This window comes from Alistipes sp. (assembly GCF_048465575.1).
Taxonomy (GTDB): domain Bacteria; phylum Bacteroidota; class Bacteroidia; order Bacteroidales; family Rikenellaceae; genus Alistipes.
The window spans coordinates 12311-29759 of record NZ_DBFWLG010000040.1 but is presented as its reverse complement, the minus strand read 5'-3'; the positions used below and the strand labels follow the sequence as shown (position 1 = coordinate 29759).

Genomic DNA, 17449 nt, shown 5'->3' with positions numbered 1-17449 from the left:
TTTGCATGTTTTGCTAACGGACGGCGATCTCGTCCAGGAAGAACCAGCAGGGACAACCCACGCCGTAGTGCCACGACGGGCAGGTCTTCACGCCCTCGATCTCGACCCGGATGTACCGCGCCCGTACCGGCTGCGGCGCAGTGGCCGTGGCCTGTACGAATTTCACGGGCACCGACTGGTCCTCGGCCAGTTCCACGCGGCCGAACGGTTCGTACCGCTCTCCGTCGGCCGACACGCCGTAAGTGACCGACCGGGGCAGCAGAATCCACTGTCCGAGCTGGTGGAGGAAATCCGCCTCGACGGTCGTGAACTCCTTTTCGCAGCCCAGATCGACGACCAGCGCCCCGTCCGAGCCCTCCCATCCGGTCCAGCTCTCGACGAACGACGCTCCGCCGTAGAGGCCGTCGGTCAGCGTCCGTTCCCCCGACGCGCAGTATTTCTCGGCGGGCCCCGCGATCCACTCGATCCGTGCGCCCAGCGCCTTGCTCGGCTCCCCGGAGGGCAGGTAGCGGCTGCGGTAGAGCCGGCAGTACTCCTCGGGAGAGTTGCTGCGCTCGTTGAGCGTCCGCACGCCGTATTGCACGACGTACTTTTCGAAAGTATCCAGTTCGCGCACCACCTCCCCGAGGTCTTTCTCGGGCAGGGTGCGGGCGATCTCCAGATCGGAATAGATCAGCGGCAGCCGGGCCAGATGCACGCGCCTCAGCAGCACCGAATCCCCCGCGACGGCCCGCTCGGCCCTATCGAAGAGCGCGTTGTAGCGCTTGCGGCACGCGGCGTTGAGCATTCCGTCCTTGTGCGAGACGGGCGAGTCGTAGATCCACAGCCGTTGTCCCGAAGCCAGCAGCGCCCCCTCCAACAGCTTTTCATATTGGTAAAGATACGGCGCGGCCGAACCGTAGTAGCCCCGCATGAAATGCCGCACGAGCGAGTCGGTATCCTGCTCGGGGTTCCACATCAGGCGCGAGACGACCCACGTGCGCATCTCCGAGAAATCGCCGCCGTACGATCCGCCGATCTGCGAAAAGTGCATCGTGGCGTGGTTGCGGCGGAAGAGCTCCATGTTGGGACCCAGTATCGGAAAGTTCGGGAACGGCGCCACCATGTTGTCGAAATTGATGCCGTAGTCCCATACGAAGATGTTGTCCGTCAGGGCTGCCCACCCTTCGAGCGCGCGGATGAACTCGCGGCCCGAGGCGTTGTCCGTGAGCGGCACTTCGCGGTCGCAGTCGATGTCGCACAGCATGATGTTGACGTTGGGCAGCGGCCGCACGTGCTTCGGAGGCTGCATCGTGAAGAGATAGGCCAGCGTCGAGAACTGCTTGTCGGGGAAACGCTCGGCCAGGCGATTCAGAAACCGGACGTAGTTGCCCGACGGGGCACCCTCCTCCTCGTTGACCCGTTCGCACGCCTCGCAGCGGCAGTAGGTGAAATTGCTGTCGTTCTGACTGACCGAGATCATGTCCATCCCGGGGTTGGCGCGGAAAATGGAGTCGATCTTCGCCGCGGCCAGCTCGAACACCGCGTCGTTGGTCAGGCACCACTGGCTCGCCCGCCCGGGGCGCCGCTCGCCGTTGATGTAAGAGTAGTATTCGGGGTGCTCCTCTCCGTAGACCGAAGCGGGCAACAGGGTGTTGAACGTATGTACCCAGAGATTGCCCGCGAAGAGGTCGCGCGGCTCCTCCAGCCGGAGAAACAGGCGGTAGACCGAATCCTGCGCCATGCCGTAGCCCTGGCTCTGGCGGTAGCGGAAAGCCGGATTCTCCGCCAGGTCCATCCGCTCGAAAACGATGTCCCTGCGGCGGTCCAGGTCGTAAACTCCGGCAGCGTAGTACGTCATTCCCAGCTCGCGTTCGAGCAGGGCGATCGCGCCGTATACGGTACCCTTGCAGCCTCCGCCCGAGATGCGCAGCACCCCGTCGCGGGTCGAAAGGCGGAACCCGTCGCGTCCGAGTCCCGCCGTATCCGCCGCCCCGATCAGGATGTCGCCCGGCCGGGCCTTTGCGGCCGCGCGAAGCTTCGCCCCCGAAGATTCGGCGACGAAGCGTTGCAGCAGCCGTGCCGCCGTGCGGTTCGCGGGCGTATCCTCGGCCACGACGATCCGCGCGACGGCCTTTCCGTTGCGCGTAACGACGGTCTGCGCCGAGGCGCCCCCGGCCGTAAACAGCAGCAGCGCTGCGGCAAGCGTTCGGACGGCATTCATGCTATCTGCGGTTTTCGAGTTCGTATACCAGCGTACCACCGCCCGTCAGTTCGTCGTGCGCGATGCGGTATTTGCCGAGCGGCCGGCCGCCGAGCGTCATGCGGCGGATGTAGCCCTCGCCGCGCTTCTCGATGCGGAGCGTTCCCCGCCCCGTGTCGATCTCCACGCGGTCGAAAACCGGAGCCGTCAGCGTGTAGTACGGCTCACCCGGACAGTCCGGATAGAACCCCATCATCGAGAAGACCGCCCAGGCCGACATGGTGCCCGTGTCGTCGTTGCCCGGAATGCCGTCGGCTGCGGTGGTGAAATGCTTGTTCAGCAGACGCCTGACCTCGCGCTGCGTGCGCCACTCCTCGCCGCGGAAGCGGCTGAAGAGGTAGGGATAGGCGATGTCGGGTTCGTTCGCGGGGTCGTACAGTCCCTCGTCGAAGACCATTTGCAGCTTGTCGACGAATTTGCGCCGGCCGCCCATCAGACGGGTCAGCCCCTCCACGTCGTGCGGCACGTAGAACGTGTAGTTCCAGGCCGAGCCCTCGTGGAAGCCGGGCGCCGCCGAGAAATTCTCGCCCGCGCGCGGGTCGAACGGGGTCAGGAACGAACCGTCCTCGTTGATCGGGCGCAGCGTGCCGTACTCCTTGTCGTAGTAGTGCCGGTAGCCCAGCGAACGGTCGCGGAACAGCCGGGCGTCCTCCTTGTAGCCGAGCGAGTCGGCCAGCAGCGCGAGGGCTGCATCGGCCACGTAGTATTCCAGCGCGTGCGAGACGGAGGTGTCGCCCGCCAGGTCCTTGGCATAGAATCCCAGCGGAATGTAACCCCGCTCGATGTAGGGATCGATGTCGGGCCGCATCGGGTTTTCGGCTCCGGGCGTCGTGGCCGAGCGGCGCATGGCGCGGTAGGCGGCCTCCATGTCGAAATCGCGCAGCCCCTTCATCCAGCTGTCCACCAGCACGGGAATCGAGGGGTCGCCCTCCATCGTGAAAGTCTCCCGCCCGTACAGTTCCCATTTGGGCAGCCAGCCCCACTCCCGGGACATGTCCACCATCGAGCGGAGCATTTCGCTCTGCCGCTCGGGGTAGACCAGCGTAAGCAGTTGGTGCAGGTTGCGGTAGGTGTCCCACAGCGAGAAGACCGTGTAGCGCTCGCCCTCCGTAACGCCCACCTCGCCCGAGCGCTCCATCAGCGGGTATTCGCCGTTGACATCGCTCACGAGATTGGGATGGATCAGCGCATGGTAGAGCGCCGTGTAGAAGACGGTCTGCTGCTCCGGCGTGCCGCCCTCGACGCGGATACGCCCCAGGTCGTCGTTCCACCGCTTGCGGGCCGCGGCGCGGAGCGCGTCGAAAGTCGCGCCGACGGGCTGCTCGGCATCGAGGTTGCGGCGCGCGTTCTCCGTGGAGACGAACGAAATGCCCATGCGCACCTCGACCTGGTCGCCCTCGGCAAGGTCGTCGAACGTAAACCAGTAGCCCACGTCGTCGCCCGCCAACTCGCGGCCGTACTCCGTGTAGAGTTTGTATTTTCCGTTGTCGGGGGTCCACTCGGCCTCGACGCCCGTCATCGGCCGCTGCTTCTTCCAGTAGCCCGCAGCCGACGGCGTGCGGCTGACCCGCAGCACGAAATAGACGGGAAAGACTTTCTGCGGGTTGTAGCAGAACGTGCCCAGCAGTTTCGTGCCCTCGATCTCCGTGGCGCTCACCCTCCGGACCACGGCGCCCGACTCGTTGGTCAGCCCCTCGCCCAGATTGAGCAGGATATGCCCCTTGCCCGCGGGAAAGGTGTACCTCTCGGCTGCCGAGCGCGGGGTGGCGGTAGCTTCGGCGCGGATGCCGTACTTGTCCAGCCGCAACCCGTAGTAGCCCGGCGAAGCCTGTTCGTCGCGGTATCCCGAGCCGTAGGACTTGTAATCCACCTCCAGTTCGCCCGCGGTGGCCATCGTCAGCAACGCCCCCATCTCGGGGCACCCCACCCCGCTCAGCGCGCCGTGCGCGAAGCCGGTGAAGAACTTGTTGTGCCGCTCATAGGGGGTCGACCACCAGCGGGCGTCCTTATCGTAGACGTTCCGCTCGGAGCCCATGACGTTGAACGGCACGACGGCCATCATCCCGTTGGGGCACACCGCCCCCGGGTTGGTCGTCCCGAAATTGGTCGTCCCGATGAACGGGTCCACCCGGTCGGCGGGGGTCTGCGCCCGGGCGGCGAGACACAGCGTGAGAGCCGTCAGCAGCGCAAGGCGTTTCACAGGATGTTGGTTTTCTTCGTGAATTCGATGATCTCGTCGATGTGTCCGAACGCCAACCCCGTCACCGTGTCGGCGCAGCCGTAGTAGACGGCCACGCGGCCGGTCTCGGGATCATGCAGCGCGGCGCATGGGAACGTCACGTTCGGCACGTCGCCCATGCACTCGTACTGCTCGCGCGGCGAAATGAGGTACGGACCGCTGCGGGCGATCACTTTCCACGGCTCGTCCAGATCGAGCAGCGCCGAGCCGAACGCATAGACATAGCCGTTGCACGAGCGCAGCACGCCGTGGTAGAACAAGAGCCACCCCTCGCTTGTCTCGATGGGCACGGGCCCCGCGCCGATCTTCATGCACTGCCAGGCCGAGACCTCGAACGCTGCCGGAGCCATCACATGCCGGTGGCGGCCCCAGAACTCCAGATCGGGCGACTCGGAGTAGAAAATATCGCCGAAAGGCGTGTGGCCCGTATCGCTCGGACGCGAGAGCATGGCGAACTTGCCGCCGATCTTGCGCGGAAACATGACGCCGTTGCGGTTGTACGGCAGGAAAGCGTTTTCCAACTGGTGGAACGTCCGAAAATCGGTCGTCCAGGCGATTCCGATCGTCGGGCCGTGGTAGCCGTTGCACCACGTCACGTAGTACTTGTCGTCGATCTTCGCCACGCGGGGGTCGTAGCCATAGACCCACTCCCCGATCTCGGGGTCGGCGCCCTCGAGGTGGAAATCGGCCTCCTCGATGTCCCAGTCGATACCGTTGACCGAAAAGCCCACGTGGATGCGCATGCGGCGGTTGGTATCGTCGCAGCGGAAGACGCCCGCATAGTTGTACTTACCGCTCTTGAACGGCACGACGGCCGAGTTGAAGATCGAGTTGGAGGTCGAGAGGGCGTAGCGGCCGATGATCGGGTTGGCCGAGTAGCGCCACATGACATGCGTGCAGCCTGCGGGACGCTCCTCCCACGGCATGTCCGGAAGCGCCGGACCCGCGATTTTCAGGTTTGAGTTCATATCGGAAAATGAGTTTGATTGAGATTTGCGGACAAAAGGTCCTCTGCCGCGGTGCAGCGCGGAGGCGTCGGCACGACCGGACGGGTATGGGCGGCTGAGAGGTTCATTCGAAAGACAAATATAGCACTTATTTTCGGATTACAAAAGCCGCGCGGCCCAAAGGCCGAAACCTTTGCGGACCGCGCGGCGACAAATGTACGACCGTCGTCAGCGACGTGTCGGGTAATTAGTTGGTTCCGTAAACCTCGAATTCACTCAGGTCGATGTACGAATAGTAGCTCGTACCCTGCTTCCCGTATCCCTGGTACCTGATGTAACGGGCCGTGACGGGTTTGAGGAAAGCCACATACTGTACGCCCTGGTTCTGTTGGCTGCTTTGCAGCTCCCCGTGCTCGGTCCAGGTCGCTCCGTCGTCCGAGGTCGAGAGCACGAAGCGGACCGGATGATTGTTCGCCGAATTGTCATAGGCCCGGATCACCACGCCGTTGATCTTTTTGGACTCCAGCATATCGACCGAGAAACTCAGTTCGGAGTTGCGTGTATAGAAATCGGTATACATTCCCCCGTCGAAAAGTTCGTTGACGCTGCCGAAGAATGCCGAAGAAAGAGGCGTACCAACCCAACCCGCCGGAGAGTGCTTGGTCCACGCAGGATCGATGCCATCGACGAACGACAGCAGGTCGGCGACCTTTTTGACGATGATCCCGATCGCCATCTGGCCCTCGACGGGCTTGATGGTCGGGTCTTCTACCTTGGGTGCGGCGTTGAGCTTGAAAGCGAAATCCTTGAGCTCGGCGTCGGTCAGGAGGAAATCGTCGGTCATGGTCCAGGTCGCCAGATCGGACTCCGAAGCACCCACCGGAATGGTCAGCTCCGCGGGCGTGATGGTCACGTCGTCCGCGAACCCATCGGGCAGGCCCTCCATCGAAACGACGACCTTGACCTCCTCGAGTGCCGGACGGTTGAGCTTGGCGCGGAACTGGAAGCTCATGGGCGTTTCGTTCATGATCTGTCCGTCGACATAGCTGCGGCGGAACTCCACGGCCCTCGAGTTGGAGGCGGAGGCGATCGACAGATTGGCGATGTAGAGCTCTTTCTTGATCTGGATGGCGAGCTCCTGGTCGCTCTCGGCCGGAGCCACGTTGGGATTCTCCGCCACGGCGGCCATCTTGAGCAGCACGCCGTACTCCTCGGCCTCGGCGTTGGTCAGCAGCAGGTCGTCCGTGAGCGTCCAGTCGGCATACTCGCTCGACTCTTTGGCTCCGGCCGGAATCGTCAGCACGGCCGGTGCGATCGTCTCGTCGTCCTTGAACGCCTCGGGCACGCCCTCCGACGTGATGGCGATCTGCGTATCCTCGAGCACCGGACGGTCGGTCAGCACGCGGAACGAGACGGTCATCGGGTCGGTGTTGAGTATCTTGCCCTTGGCGTAGCTGCGGGTGAAGAGCGCATAGTTGCCCAGCGAGCCGCGGATGGAGAAATGAGCCACGTAGGCGTCTTTCTCGACCACGACCTTGGCCTCGTTTCCGCCCTCGAACTGAGGGTCGTAACCCTCGGCCTTGGCTACCCGCACGCCCAGTTCGTAGGTCTTGGCTTCGGGGTCGGGTCCGGCGAATGAGAAATCGGGGTCGAGGAACGTCACGGTCACCGGGTCTGCCGATTTCGAGCCGGCCGGAATGTGCAGTTCCGTGGCGCTGATCTCCACCTTGTCGGCGGGGATGTTCACGATGATGGGTTCGAGCTTGAGCGTCAGGTCCTCGGGGCTCGGCGAAGCGAGCTGGAACGTGTAGGTGCGCGTCAGGTCGCCGCTGACCGAGATCGCACCCTCGGCATCGTAGGTCGCCTTGAGGGGCACGGAGGTCACGCCGGGTTCCTGGCCCTCGATCCCCATGCCGACGTTGGTCGAGGGGTAACCCGCCAGATCGACGGTCTCGTCCTCGCGGCAGGAGGTCATGACGACAGCCCCAAGCACAGCGAGAAGCGCTATTTTTCGGATGTTTTTCATATTCGTTTTATTCGGTTGGTATCGCTCCCGGCCGGCCGGGCCACGGCCCGGCCGCATCCGGAACGATAAGGTTAGCAACAATGACTGCGACTGCTAAAAGGGATAGGGATAGGGATTGGGATCGTTTTTCTTGTAGTAGAAAGTCGGCGATTTGAGCGGCGAACCGTAGAGCACCTCGGGACCGCCCTGCAAACGGTTGAACGAAGCGCTGAAATTGGGTCGTCCGTCGCGCACGGGGTTGGCCGCGAAGCCCATGAACCAGCCGTAGCCGCCGTCGATGAGCTGCTGCGCCTTCGAAGCGTTCAGGGAACCGCCCGATCCGAGCCAGAACTCCATCGAGCAGCCCGAGCAGGCTTTCTTGGTCATGTCCCCGACGGGATAGGCCGACGATCCGTAGTTGGCCACCACCACGTCGATCCATTTCGCAGCGCCCACCTCGTCCACGGTTCCCACGCCATACATGGAGCCCCAGTCGAATACGGTCACCAGCTTGTCGGGCATGGCCAACTTGGTTTCGTAGCAAAGGCGCGCAGCCGCCGCGGTGCTGGGCCGGGTGTAGGCCGGGTGGCTCGTGTCGGGATAGTCGGAATACTCGTCGTCGTAGTTTACGCCATCGAGGTTGTAGGCCTCGCAGTAGGCGGCCACCTCCGCGGCGAAATCCTTGGCGCCCTGGTCCGAGAGCTGCGCCAGACCGGCCTTGTCGTGGTTGCCCAGGAGGCCAAGAATCACCTTGATACCGCGTTTGCGCAACGGCTGGAGGAACTTCTCGTTGTTGTCCAGGAGGAACTGCACGTTGGGGTTGCACTGGATGTAGGGCCGATCCTCTTCGAGGTTGTGGTTGATGTTGGCGGCGAAGAGCACCACGGCATCCCACAACAGGCGGCCGTCCTCCAGTTCGTAGGCCAGCGCGTTGAGCGGGTTGGCATCGTTGACCTCGAAAAAGAGGAAACCCTTGGGCAGATCGTCGCCCTTGTGGCAGGTCGGAAGCTCCTCTTTGGCTTCGATCAGGTAGAGGCAGCGGCTGGCCCGGGGTTTGAGCGTCAGGCCCGAACCAGCCGTGGTCACGGCGACCGGCACGGCATAGGTCTCGCCCAGCACCATCTCGGGATCGGTGTTGATCGTCATCGCTACCGTCGCGTTTTTGGCCCCGGCGGCGACTGTTACGGCACCCTCGTTGGCAAAGGTCACCAGCGAAGCCGGGTAGGGTTTGTAATCGGTTCCGTGCTGCTTGTTATACTCGGTCAGGTAGTCGGTGTCGACCGCCACGCGCACCTCGACCGGAGCGGCCGGGGCCTGCGAGAGACCGATCTTGATGTCGGTCGAGAACGAGCCCCCGGAGAAATCGACCTCGACGGACGACTTGCCCGAATTGGCATCCTGCACGAGGACGGTATTCTCGTGGATACCATCGTACGCACCCTCGTCGACGGGCGATCCGACCACGATGTCGTCGGCACAGGAGACCGCCGCGGCGCAGATCAGAGCAGCCGCAGCCGCCAGCGCGCCGGATTTGAAATATCTTGTCTTCATGGTTGTTAGTCTGTTAAAGTACGGTTATTTGAGTGCGGGAATTTCTACGGGAACCCACGTGATGTCATCGCTCTCGGTCTGGCCCGTATTCCGTCTGAAATTCAGGTCGGTGCCGTTGCCCGAGTGGTCCATGATCTTGCTGCCCTGGCCCTCGTTGAATTTCCAATAGGCGACCAGTCCGGGCGTTGCAGGATCGACCCGATAGGGGTTGTCCTTGATCTGCTGCTGCGTGCGCACGACGTTCCAGATACGCATCTCGGACATTTCGCCCGGGAACCAGCGCGTGTCGTCGTAGGCATAGCCGATATAACAGTTCTGCAACAGACTGACACTTTGCGAGGAGCTGTTTGTCTGCGAGACGGCAAGTTCACCATTAAAATAGTAGTGCATTTCGCGGTTGATCGCATCGTAAACCACGGCGATATGCACCCACTCGTCCACCGGCAGTGCGGGCGACTGCGACTTAGAGGGCCAGTTTCCCGACGGAGATACCAACTGGAGTTGGTTGGGATTCAGGCCGTTGTCGCCGATACGAAGCAGGAAATTGCTTTCGATACCGAAGATCGTGCTCAGTCCGAAGCCCGAGCGTCCGCCCGTCCAGTCCTTGGAGCGCATCAGCACCTCCACGGTGATCTGCCTCATGCCGGTCACGTAGGAACGTGCAGCCATCGACCAGCCGATCGGGGCCTTGAGTTTGGTGATGTCGGCCACCACGTTGATAAGCGCCGCGCCGCGCACCACGAAATAGACCGTCCGGCGGCTTTCGAGCACCGAAGCGCCCTGCACCTCGCTGATGGTGACCGGCAGGACGTAGCGCATCTTCACGTCCAGTTCGTTGATCCCGGTGAAAACGACCGGAATGTCGTCTCCCGACACATTCCCCGCCGTGATCGTCGCCGTCGTTTCGGGCAGCGAGTAGTTGGCTTTGGGCAGAGCGAACGCATTGTCGCGGTAGATCTGGTTGTACTGTGCCGCCAGATCGGGCCGCGCCTCGAAGCGGACGGTCACGTCCTCCGACGCCGGCTGCGCCATGCGCATGGTCACGGTGCGCGAGAGCTCCGTATTGGCTGGGTCGATCAGCAGGTCGTCGGTGTAGAGGGCCGAAGAGATGTAGAGTTTGTTTCCGAAATGGTGTTCGTCGAGGTCGTCTTTCTTGCACCCCGTCAAAGCGGCCGCAGCGAGCGCGAACGACACCAGCAGATATTTGTTCAGTTTCATAGCCAGTTAGTTTTTAGGAGAGGGATTCATGATCGAAATGGCCTCGCGCAGGTGGGGATAGACGTGCAGCCGGTTGTAGTAGTCGGGCTCCACGTCCTTGACCAGAATGCCGGCTCGCGTGAAATTCGGAGAGGGCAGCGTGGCCCATACGGCGGCGCCGTACAACGCGCGGATCTTCTCGCCGTTCTCGTCTTTCGTACCGAAATAGCCGAACACCTTGTCCTTGTCGTCGGGACGGATTTCGAGGGCCGTCACCACGATGCGGTCGGCGGGCACGCCCTCGGCCTGTACCACCATAAGGGCTTTGAGCGAGATGTCGTTTTCGTTCTGGGCGTTGTCCGTCGGCACGACGATGTGGTCGCACTCCGAGAGGATCGTGCGGTTCTCCGGCAGGAGGTTGTCGGCACTGCCCATGAACGTGAAGACCTTACCTTTATGGCTGTTCCGCCAGGCGGTCACCGGATCGAGATAGGCTTTCTGACGGGCGTTGTATGCCTCCATCTCCGCCTCGGTGATGCTCACCAGCGAACGGCCCGTATAGCCGAAAATCACGCCGTCGAATCCGTAGCGGTCGCACAGCGCCAGCTCCTCGCGGGTCCGCTGGCCGAAATAGCCGAGCGCCTCCTCCTCGGTGAGCTTGGGATCGGCCTTGAGCATCTTCGCCCATTCGGCCTCGTAGGTCTCCATCGACATGGCATAGAGCACGCGGGTACTCTTCTTGCGCACCTCGTTCATCTCTTTCACGTAGTCGGGATGGAGGTTCGCGGGGTTGTTCAGCACGATGAAATCCACGCTGTCGGGCAGCGTCGTCAGGTGCTGGTTGCGCTGCACGGGAGCCGTCCCCTCGGGATTCTCCAGCGCGACGAAGAGGAGTTTGTGGTCGCTGCCCTTGTAGGCTTTCAGCGACTCCATGTACTGAGCGTACAGCGCAGGATTCTGCTCTTCGAGCGACGGGTTCTTGATGTCGAGGCTTTCGGGCTCGACCCAGTCGCTGCACGATGCCAGCGAGAGCGTCACAAGAGCCAGGGCCGGCAGCAGCAGGTGCTTGATATTGCGTTTCATAGTTTTGTCGTTCAGGGTTGGTGATTAATTGATCCGGGGGTTGCAGTCCCACCACAGGCGGGTCGACATTTTGTCCTGGCCGTCCAGATAGGCGTCCACGGCAGCCTGGATCGTCGGCCCGTTGGTTTCGTACTCTTTCAGGGGATAGGTTAGACGGCGGGCGCCCAGCTGTTTGTCGACGTCGGCGTTGCGGTTGACGACCACCTCCGCAAGATGCGGATAGCCCGTGCGGCGGTAGTCGGCCCACGCCTCGGTGCCCAGCGGGAAATTGGCGATCCATTTCTGGGTGATGATGCGCTCGAGGTTCTCCTCGAACGCGCCGTCGCCTGCCGGATTCCACTTGATGGCGATCGTCGACTGCGCCGGGAAGCCGTAGCCCTGGCCTCCGAGGTCCTCGTAGGCGGCCGGAACAGCCGTGCTTTCAGCATAAGCCGCAGCGTTCTGGAGATTGAAGCGCTGGAACGAAAGTTCGATTCCCTGCTTGTAGAACGTCTCGGCGTCGCCGCCCATCGCCCAGTTGCGCAGAGCGCCCTCGGCCCTGAGGAAAGCCACCTCCGAAGCGTTCATCCACATCAGCGAACTGGCGGCCGTCACGTCGTAGGAACTGTACTGGTCCACGACCTCGTCCGAAGAGACCGTGATGCCGTTGCGCAGCCCCTCGTATCCGCCGGAGACGCCGCCGAAAGTCGAGGCGGTGAAATAGGAATCGCGGCGCGGATCGCTGTAACCGTTCATGTACGCGGTGATGTCGGCCGCAACCTTGTGGTCGCCCTTACCGGACTTGTAGGTGTAGAAGCAGACGTAGAAAGGATTGCCGTCCTTGCCGAAACCGGTGTACATGGCGTTGTCCGAGTTGTCCCGCATCACGCCCACCTCCGACGAAACGGCCTCTTCGGCCATTTGTTGGGCCAGGGTCGGATCGGCGTAGACGATGCGCATGGCCAGACGCAGCTTGAGCGAGTTGGCCAGCCGGCACCACTTTTCCAGGTTACCGCCGTAGAGCCGGTCGGCATCGGACACAATGGCCTGCGTGCGATTGGCCGTCAGAACCTCGATGGCTGCATCGAGGTCGGCGAACATGGCCTTGTAGACCGTCTCTTCGGAATCCAGCGCACTCTTCTGAGCATCTTCCAATGCCTGGTAGGGAATCGGTCCGTAGGTATCGGCCACGCGGCTCAGACCGGCGACCTTGATGATCCGGGCCACGGCCAGGGCGTTCTCATCCTGGGTAATGCCGATCAGCTCGGCGTAGTTGGCGCTGATCTTCTGGTAGACGGTTTCGTAGAAGACCTCCGACCAGTTCGAGGCGGGCAGGTAGGTCGAGAACGAATTGTTGTTGAAACCCGAGTTGGCATCGACGAAATAGCCGCCGTAGACGCCGCCCATCAGCACATCGGTGAACTGGCACTGGTTGACCTCGGTGGGGATGACCCAGCTCTGCATCGTCGTCAGGAACGAACGCATGGCGTAGCCGTCGCGGTCCATCTCGTCGCCCGTAACCTCGTAGGGGTTGCGGTTGATCTCTTCGTAATTGCCCGTGCACGCTGCGGCTGCAAGTGCGAGCCCGGCGAGAACGACTTTCGGTATTATATTGAATTTCATGACTGTTGCATTTTAGAATTTAAGGCGCACGTTGAAACCGATGCTGCGCATCGAGGGCATCATGAAATTGTCGATACCCTGGTAGTAGTTGTTCATCGAAGCCACGGCCTCGGGATCGAACGGAGCCTTGTTGTAGATCATCCAGAGGTTGCGGCCCACCAGCGAGAGCGTCATCTCCACGATTCCGCCCAGCTTTTTGCGCGGAATGGTATAGCCGATCGAAGCCTCTTGCAGGCGCACGTTGGTGGCCGAGTAGGTGTAGTACTGCGGCACCATGTCGCCGGCTCCGATGGTGCGGTACCACATTTGGGCATTCACCCGGTCGTTGCCGTTGATGACCACGCCGCCCGCATCGCGCGCATCGGCCGAAGCGCCCGAGACGCCGTATTCGTCCATCGTCGCCTGCGTGCGCGAGAAAGCCACGCCGCCCAGACGGGCCGTCACGAGGAAGCCGAAATTGAAATGACCCCACCGGAAATCGTTGCGCCACGCGAGGTTGCCGTCGGGGAAGACCGAGCCGAGCTTGATGTAGTCCTTGGTGCTGGTCTTGTTGTCCAGAGCCACGTTGCCCGCTTCGTCGACGTAGATGTCGCCGTTCGAATCGCGTTGCAGGTCGGCGCGCGAATAGAGGTCGCCCAGCGTACCGCCCTCGCGCAGCATGAAGCGCGCGTTGTGCAGACCGCCGTCCACGACCAGGTCGTCGATCAGCCACGCCTTGCCCGTGTTGGGGTCGATCACGTCGCGGCCCAGTTCGAGAATCTTGTTGCTGTTGCTGCTTGCCGTGAAATTGGTGTCCCACGAGAAACTGCGCCAGGTGTTCGAGTAGCCCAGCGAGAGCTCGATACCGCGGTTGCGGACGTTACCCGACTGCACGTAGACCTTGCTGTATTTCGAGCTGGCCGGAATACCCGTGTTGAAAGTCTGGTTGATCGTGCGGGTGTCGTAGTAGGAGAAATCGAAATTGAAATGGCGCAGGAAGCGCATCGTCATACCCACCTCGAACGACTTGGTGCGCTCGGGCTTGAGGTTGTAGAGGGGATACTGCGTCGAGAGGCTCCAGCCGTCCGAGGCGTTGGAGTAGGGACGGGTCGGGTTGGCGTAGAAGCGCGAGAAAGCCAGACCCACCGAAGCGTACGACGCGCGCACCTTGAGGAACGAGAGGTTCTCGGGCATGTTGGGAATGATCTGCGACAGCACCACCGACGCACCGACCGACGGATAGAAGAACGACGAGTTCTTCGAATTGGGACCCGCCAGCTGCGAGGGCCAGTCGTTACGCCCCGTCACGGTCAGGTAATAGGCGCCCTTGTAGCCCACCTCGGCCGAAACGAAGACCGACTGCGACTGCTCGCGCCAGCCGATCTGCTCGCGCACGGTACCCGAGTTGGAGAGATTGTAGACGTTGAAGACGTTGGGAATGTTGTTGGGCTCCTTGATCTCGTTGCCGTCCTTGTCGAAACCGATCACCTTGCCGTAGGCGATCGGACCGCGCACCTTGAGCGCGTCGGACTGCAAATCGGAGATCATCGCACCGGCATTGACCTGCAACGACCAGTCGTCGCCGAACGTCTTGTTGATGTTGACCATCACGTCGGCATAGGTCTGCTTTTCGTTGGTCTTGGTGATGCCGTACATGCCGTTGGGCGAGTTTTCGGCCAGCAGCAGGTTGGTCGAAGCCCAATATTTCTCGGTGAACGTGTTGCTCGAATTGTCGACGCGGATACGTCCGGCCACCGAGAGCCAGTCGAGAATTTTGTAGGTCAGATTCGCGTTGAGCATGTAGCGGTCCTTGCGGTTCTCCCTGAGGTTGCGGTAGTTCTGCCAGTAGGGGTTCTGCATCTGCAACCCGTCCTGTCCCATCGTGGGCCAGTGCTGGATCGAAATCTGGCGCGCAGGGTCCCAGCGTTCGTACATTTTGATGTCCTCCCAGTCGTCGCCGCGCGGAAAGAGGTAAGCCGCCACGATCGGGTTGGCATACGTTCCCTGGTTGACCATGTTGCGGTCTTTCTGGATGATGTAGCTGGCTCCCACGTCGAGCGTCAGGCGGTCCTTGAGGAACGAGGTGGTGTTGCGGAACGTGAAATTGTAGCGGTCGTAGCCGTTGTTGGGCACGATGCCGCGCGAGTTGACCGCTCCGGCCGAAAGGTAGGTCTGGTTCTTCTCCGTACCGGTCGAGAGGGTCACCGTTTCGGTTCCCACGACACCCGTTTGCAGGTAGTCGTCCGCCACATCGTAGCCGCGGTAGTCGAACTTGTTGAGCTTGTTACCCCACGAAAGCACGTTGTTGGTCGTGCCGGTCAGCAGTTCGCCCGTACCGTAACGGGTCTGGAAGACGGGCATGACGAAAGGCGACAGCACCTCGGTATTGCTCGTGAGGGTCACCACGGTCTGTCCGACCTTGCCTTTCTTCGTGGTGATGAGGATGGCGCCGTTGGCGGCGTCCGAACCGTAGAGGGCCGCAGCCGCTGCACCCGAGAGGACGGTCATCGACTCGATGTCCTCGGGGTTGAGGTCGGCGATGGCTTCGGTCGACCCCTGCGAGGAGTGCTCCATGCCGCCCTCGCTGCGGAAATTGCTCATCGGAATGCCGTCGATCACATAGAGCGCGTTGGACGACTGCTCGATGGAGCGCGAGCCGCGCATCACCACTTTCGAAGCGCCGCCGATACCCGACGACGAGGCGTTGATGTTCAGGCCGGCCACCTTGCCGTTCAGGGCGTTGATGAAGTTGGCGTCCTTGACCGCCGTGATGTCGTCGGCCTTGACCTGCTGGGCGTTGTACGAGAGCGCCTTTTCCGAGCGCTTGATACCCAAGGCGGTCACGATCACGGCATCGACGCTCACGGCCGATTCGGTCAGCGTGATGTCGATCTTCGAGCGCGAGCCTACGGGGATCTCGATGGTCTCGTAGCCCAAATAGTTGACCGTCAGAACAGCATCAGCCGCGGGGGGGGGGAATTTGCAGGCTGTAATCGCCGTCGATTCCGGTGCTGGTGCCCAGCGTCGTGCCTTTCACCAGCACGGCTGCGCCGATGATCGGCTGGCCGTTCTTGTCGACCACGCGCCCGGTCACCGTCACGCTCTTGGCGCTTTCGGCCGGGCTCTTCTTCTGCGACAATACGATGGAGGTGTTTTCGACGGCATACCCCAAGTCGGCCGTGCGGGCCAGCTGTGCCAGCACGGTGCCCAGCGGCAGACCGGTCGCATCGACCGTGACCTTGCGGGTCACGTCCACGCTCTTGTCGTAAACGAATAGATAGGAGGTTTGTTTTTCGATTGCATCGAGCACCTGCTCCAGGGGAGCGTCCGCCACCTTCAGGGTAACCGGCACGGACTGTGCGCGCGTCTGTGAAACCATCAGGCAGCACATAAGCGTCAAAAGAGGCAAGAGCACGCCGGCTCTTACTTGATCTTTCATTTTCATACGTTGGTTGTTGATTTAGGTTAGGCCCTCCGAAGAGGGATTTCCGGATGAAACCTTCCGGCGAGGATCGGGATTTTCAACGGTATCGCACGTGAAAACCGGTGTTGGGTCGGGGCTAAATTTCTTGTCTCATACTGTTTCGGTTCTTTTGTTTTTAGATTATCAGGCAGGCTTATTGAATATAGATCGTATCTTTGGTATCGTTTCGCAGGTAAGTGAAATCGGCGCTGCGCTGCAAGACCCACAGGGCGTGATCGACCCCCTCGGAGATGCGGATCTTTCCGGTGAAGAGCTTGCCCGTGACGTTTTTGCGCTGCATTTCGATCTGCACGCCGTAATATTTCTCGAACTCCGCGAGCAGCTCCTCGAACGAAGCGTCGCGGAAAGCGATCAGCCCCTCGCGCCACAGGAACTGCTCCCCGGCGGGAATACTCCCTACGACCAGGCGTCCGTCCACGTGCGCTGCCTGCTGCGAGGGCTGCAACACGACGCTGTGGCGCGTGTCCTTTTTGTCTTTCACCCGCACGCGGCCTTCGACCAGCGAGGTGGTGAACTCCCCGCTTTCGGGCCGGGCCTCGACATCGAAGCGCGTGCCGAGCACCTCCACGTCGCAGGCGAAAGTCTCCACCACGAACGGATGCGAAGCATCGTGGCTCACATCGAAGAAAGCCTCGCCGCGCAGCTTCACCTTGCGCTCCCCGCCCGCGAAATAAGCGGGGTAGGTCAACTCCGAGAGGGCGTTCATACATACCTGGGTTCCATCCGCCAGCGTCAGGTTCACGCGCTGCCCGGCCGGAACGGAGATGGTGTTGAACGACTGCGAGAGCCGTTCGTGCAACTGCGTGAGGTAAGCCCCTCCCACGCCCGCCGCCAGCAGCAGCACCGCAGCGTATTTTGCGACCTCGCGCGTCCAGCGCGGCAGACGCCATGCGGTCCGTGCCGTGGTTCGGGGCGCCAGCAGCAGGGCCGCATCGAAGAGCCTGCGCTCGGCAAGCAGTTCCTGCCGGTGCGCGGGGTCGGCTTCGAGCCAGTCGAGCACCCGCTTCTCCTCGCCGGTGGTAACCTCCCCGTTGAAAAAACGGTACAGCAATTCTTTCTCCATGATATACTATTAACACTTCAGAAATGAAAATCCCTGAAAAAATTGTGCATTTTTTCA

At 61.8% G+C, this 17449-nt stretch carries 9 protein-coding genes and 1 pseudogene; all 10 read right to left on the bottom strand.

The features are described from left to right. Nucleotides 1–13 precede the first annotated feature (13 nt). Nucleotides 14–2203 (bottom strand): DUF4838 domain-containing protein, encoded by a 2190-nt coding sequence (locus ACMQ11_RS10405; RefSeq protein ID WP_418992707.1) that lies wholly within the window; start codon nucleotides 2201–2203, stop codon nucleotides 14–16. A gap of 1 nt (nucleotide 2204) precedes the next feature. Further along, on the bottom strand, nucleotides 2205–4442 hold the full coding sequence (locus tag ACMQ11_RS10400; protein ID WP_418992706.1) for a GH92 family glycosyl hydrolase: 2238 nt from the start codon (nucleotides 4440–4442) through the stop codon (nucleotides 2205–2207). Continuing rightward, nucleotides 4439–5449 (bottom strand): glycoside hydrolase family 130 protein, encoded by a 1011-nt coding sequence (locus ACMQ11_RS10395; protein ID WP_418992705.1) that lies wholly within the window; start codon nucleotides 5447–5449, stop codon nucleotides 4439–4441. The genes ACMQ11_RS10400 and ACMQ11_RS10395 overlap by 4 nt, the downstream gene beginning before the upstream one ends. A 226-nt stretch (nucleotides 5450–5675) precedes the next feature. Next, nucleotides 5676–7454, bottom strand: a complete 1779-nt coding sequence (locus ACMQ11_RS10390) for a DUF4989 domain-containing protein (protein ID WP_418992704.1) — start codon at nucleotides 7452–7454, stop codon at nucleotides 5676–5678. Nucleotides 7455–7547: 93 nt separating this feature from the next. After that, nucleotides 7548–8984, bottom strand: coding sequence for a BT_3987 domain-containing protein (locus tag ACMQ11_RS10385; RefSeq protein WP_418992703.1), 1437 nt, complete (start codon nucleotides 8982–8984; stop codon nucleotides 7548–7550). A gap of 24 nt (nucleotides 8985–9008) precedes the next feature. Beyond that, a complete protein-coding gene (locus ACMQ11_RS10380) occupies nucleotides 9009–10202 on the bottom strand; it encodes a DUF1735 and LamG domain-containing protein (RefSeq protein WP_418992702.1) in 1194 nt (397 codons plus the stop codon). Between the two features lie 6 nt (nucleotides 10203–10208). Further along, nucleotides 10209–11264: a glycoside hydrolase family 18 gene (locus tag ACMQ11_RS10375; protein WP_418992701.1), complete on the bottom strand. Its 1056-nt coding sequence runs from the start codon at nucleotides 11262–11264 to the stop codon at nucleotides 10209–10211. Between the two features lie 24 nt (nucleotides 11265–11288). Continuing rightward, the gene (locus ACMQ11_RS10370) at nucleotides 11289–12866 is read right to left on the bottom strand and encodes a SusD/RagB family nutrient-binding outer membrane lipoprotein (protein ID WP_418992700.1); all 1578 of its coding nucleotides are present in this window, start codon (nucleotides 12864–12866) and stop codon (nucleotides 11289–11291) included. A gap of 12 nt (nucleotides 12867–12878) precedes the next feature. Then, nucleotides 12879–16290, bottom strand: a pseudogene (locus ACMQ11_RS10365) (SusC/RagA family TonB-linked outer membrane protein). Between the two features lie 172 nt (nucleotides 16291–16462). Then, nucleotides 16463–17392, bottom strand: coding sequence for a FecR family protein (locus ACMQ11_RS10360; protein ID WP_418992699.1), 930 nt, complete (start codon nucleotides 17390–17392; stop codon nucleotides 16463–16465). Nucleotides 17393–17449: the final 57 nt, after the last annotated feature.

What these genes read in the sequence shown, in the direction of transcription:
- ACMQ11_RS10405 (WP_418992707.1), bottom strand. Translation starts at nt 2,203, where the DNA reads ATGAATGCCGTCCGAACGCTTGCCGCAGCGCTGCTGCTGTTTACGGCC.
- ACMQ11_RS10395 (WP_418992705.1), bottom strand. Translation starts at nt 5,449, where the DNA reads ATGAACTCAAACCTGAAAATCGCGGGTCCGGCGCTTCCGGACATGCCG.
- ACMQ11_RS10390 (WP_418992704.1), bottom strand. Translation starts at nt 7,454, where the DNA reads ATGAAAAACATCCGAAAAATAGCGCTTCTCGCTGTGCTTGGGGCTGTC.
- ACMQ11_RS10385 (WP_418992703.1), bottom strand. Translation starts at nt 8,984, where the DNA reads ATGAAGACAAGATATTTCAAATCCGGCGCGCTGGCGGCTGCGGCTGCT.
- ACMQ11_RS10380 (WP_418992702.1), bottom strand. Translation starts at nt 10,202, where the DNA reads ATGAAACTGAACAAATATCTGCTGGTGTCGTTCGCGCTCGCTGCGGCC.
- ACMQ11_RS10375 (WP_418992701.1), bottom strand. Translation starts at nt 11,264, where the DNA reads ATGAAACGCAATATCAAGCACCTGCTGCTGCCGGCCCTGGCTCTTGTG.
- ACMQ11_RS10370 (WP_418992700.1), bottom strand. Translation starts at nt 12,866, where the DNA reads ATGAAATTCAATATAATACCGAAAGTCGTTCTCGCCGGGCTCGCACTT.
- ACMQ11_RS10360 (WP_418992699.1), bottom strand. Translation starts at nt 17,392, where the DNA reads ATGGAGAAAGAATTGCTGTACCGTTTTTTCAACGGGGAGGTTACCACC.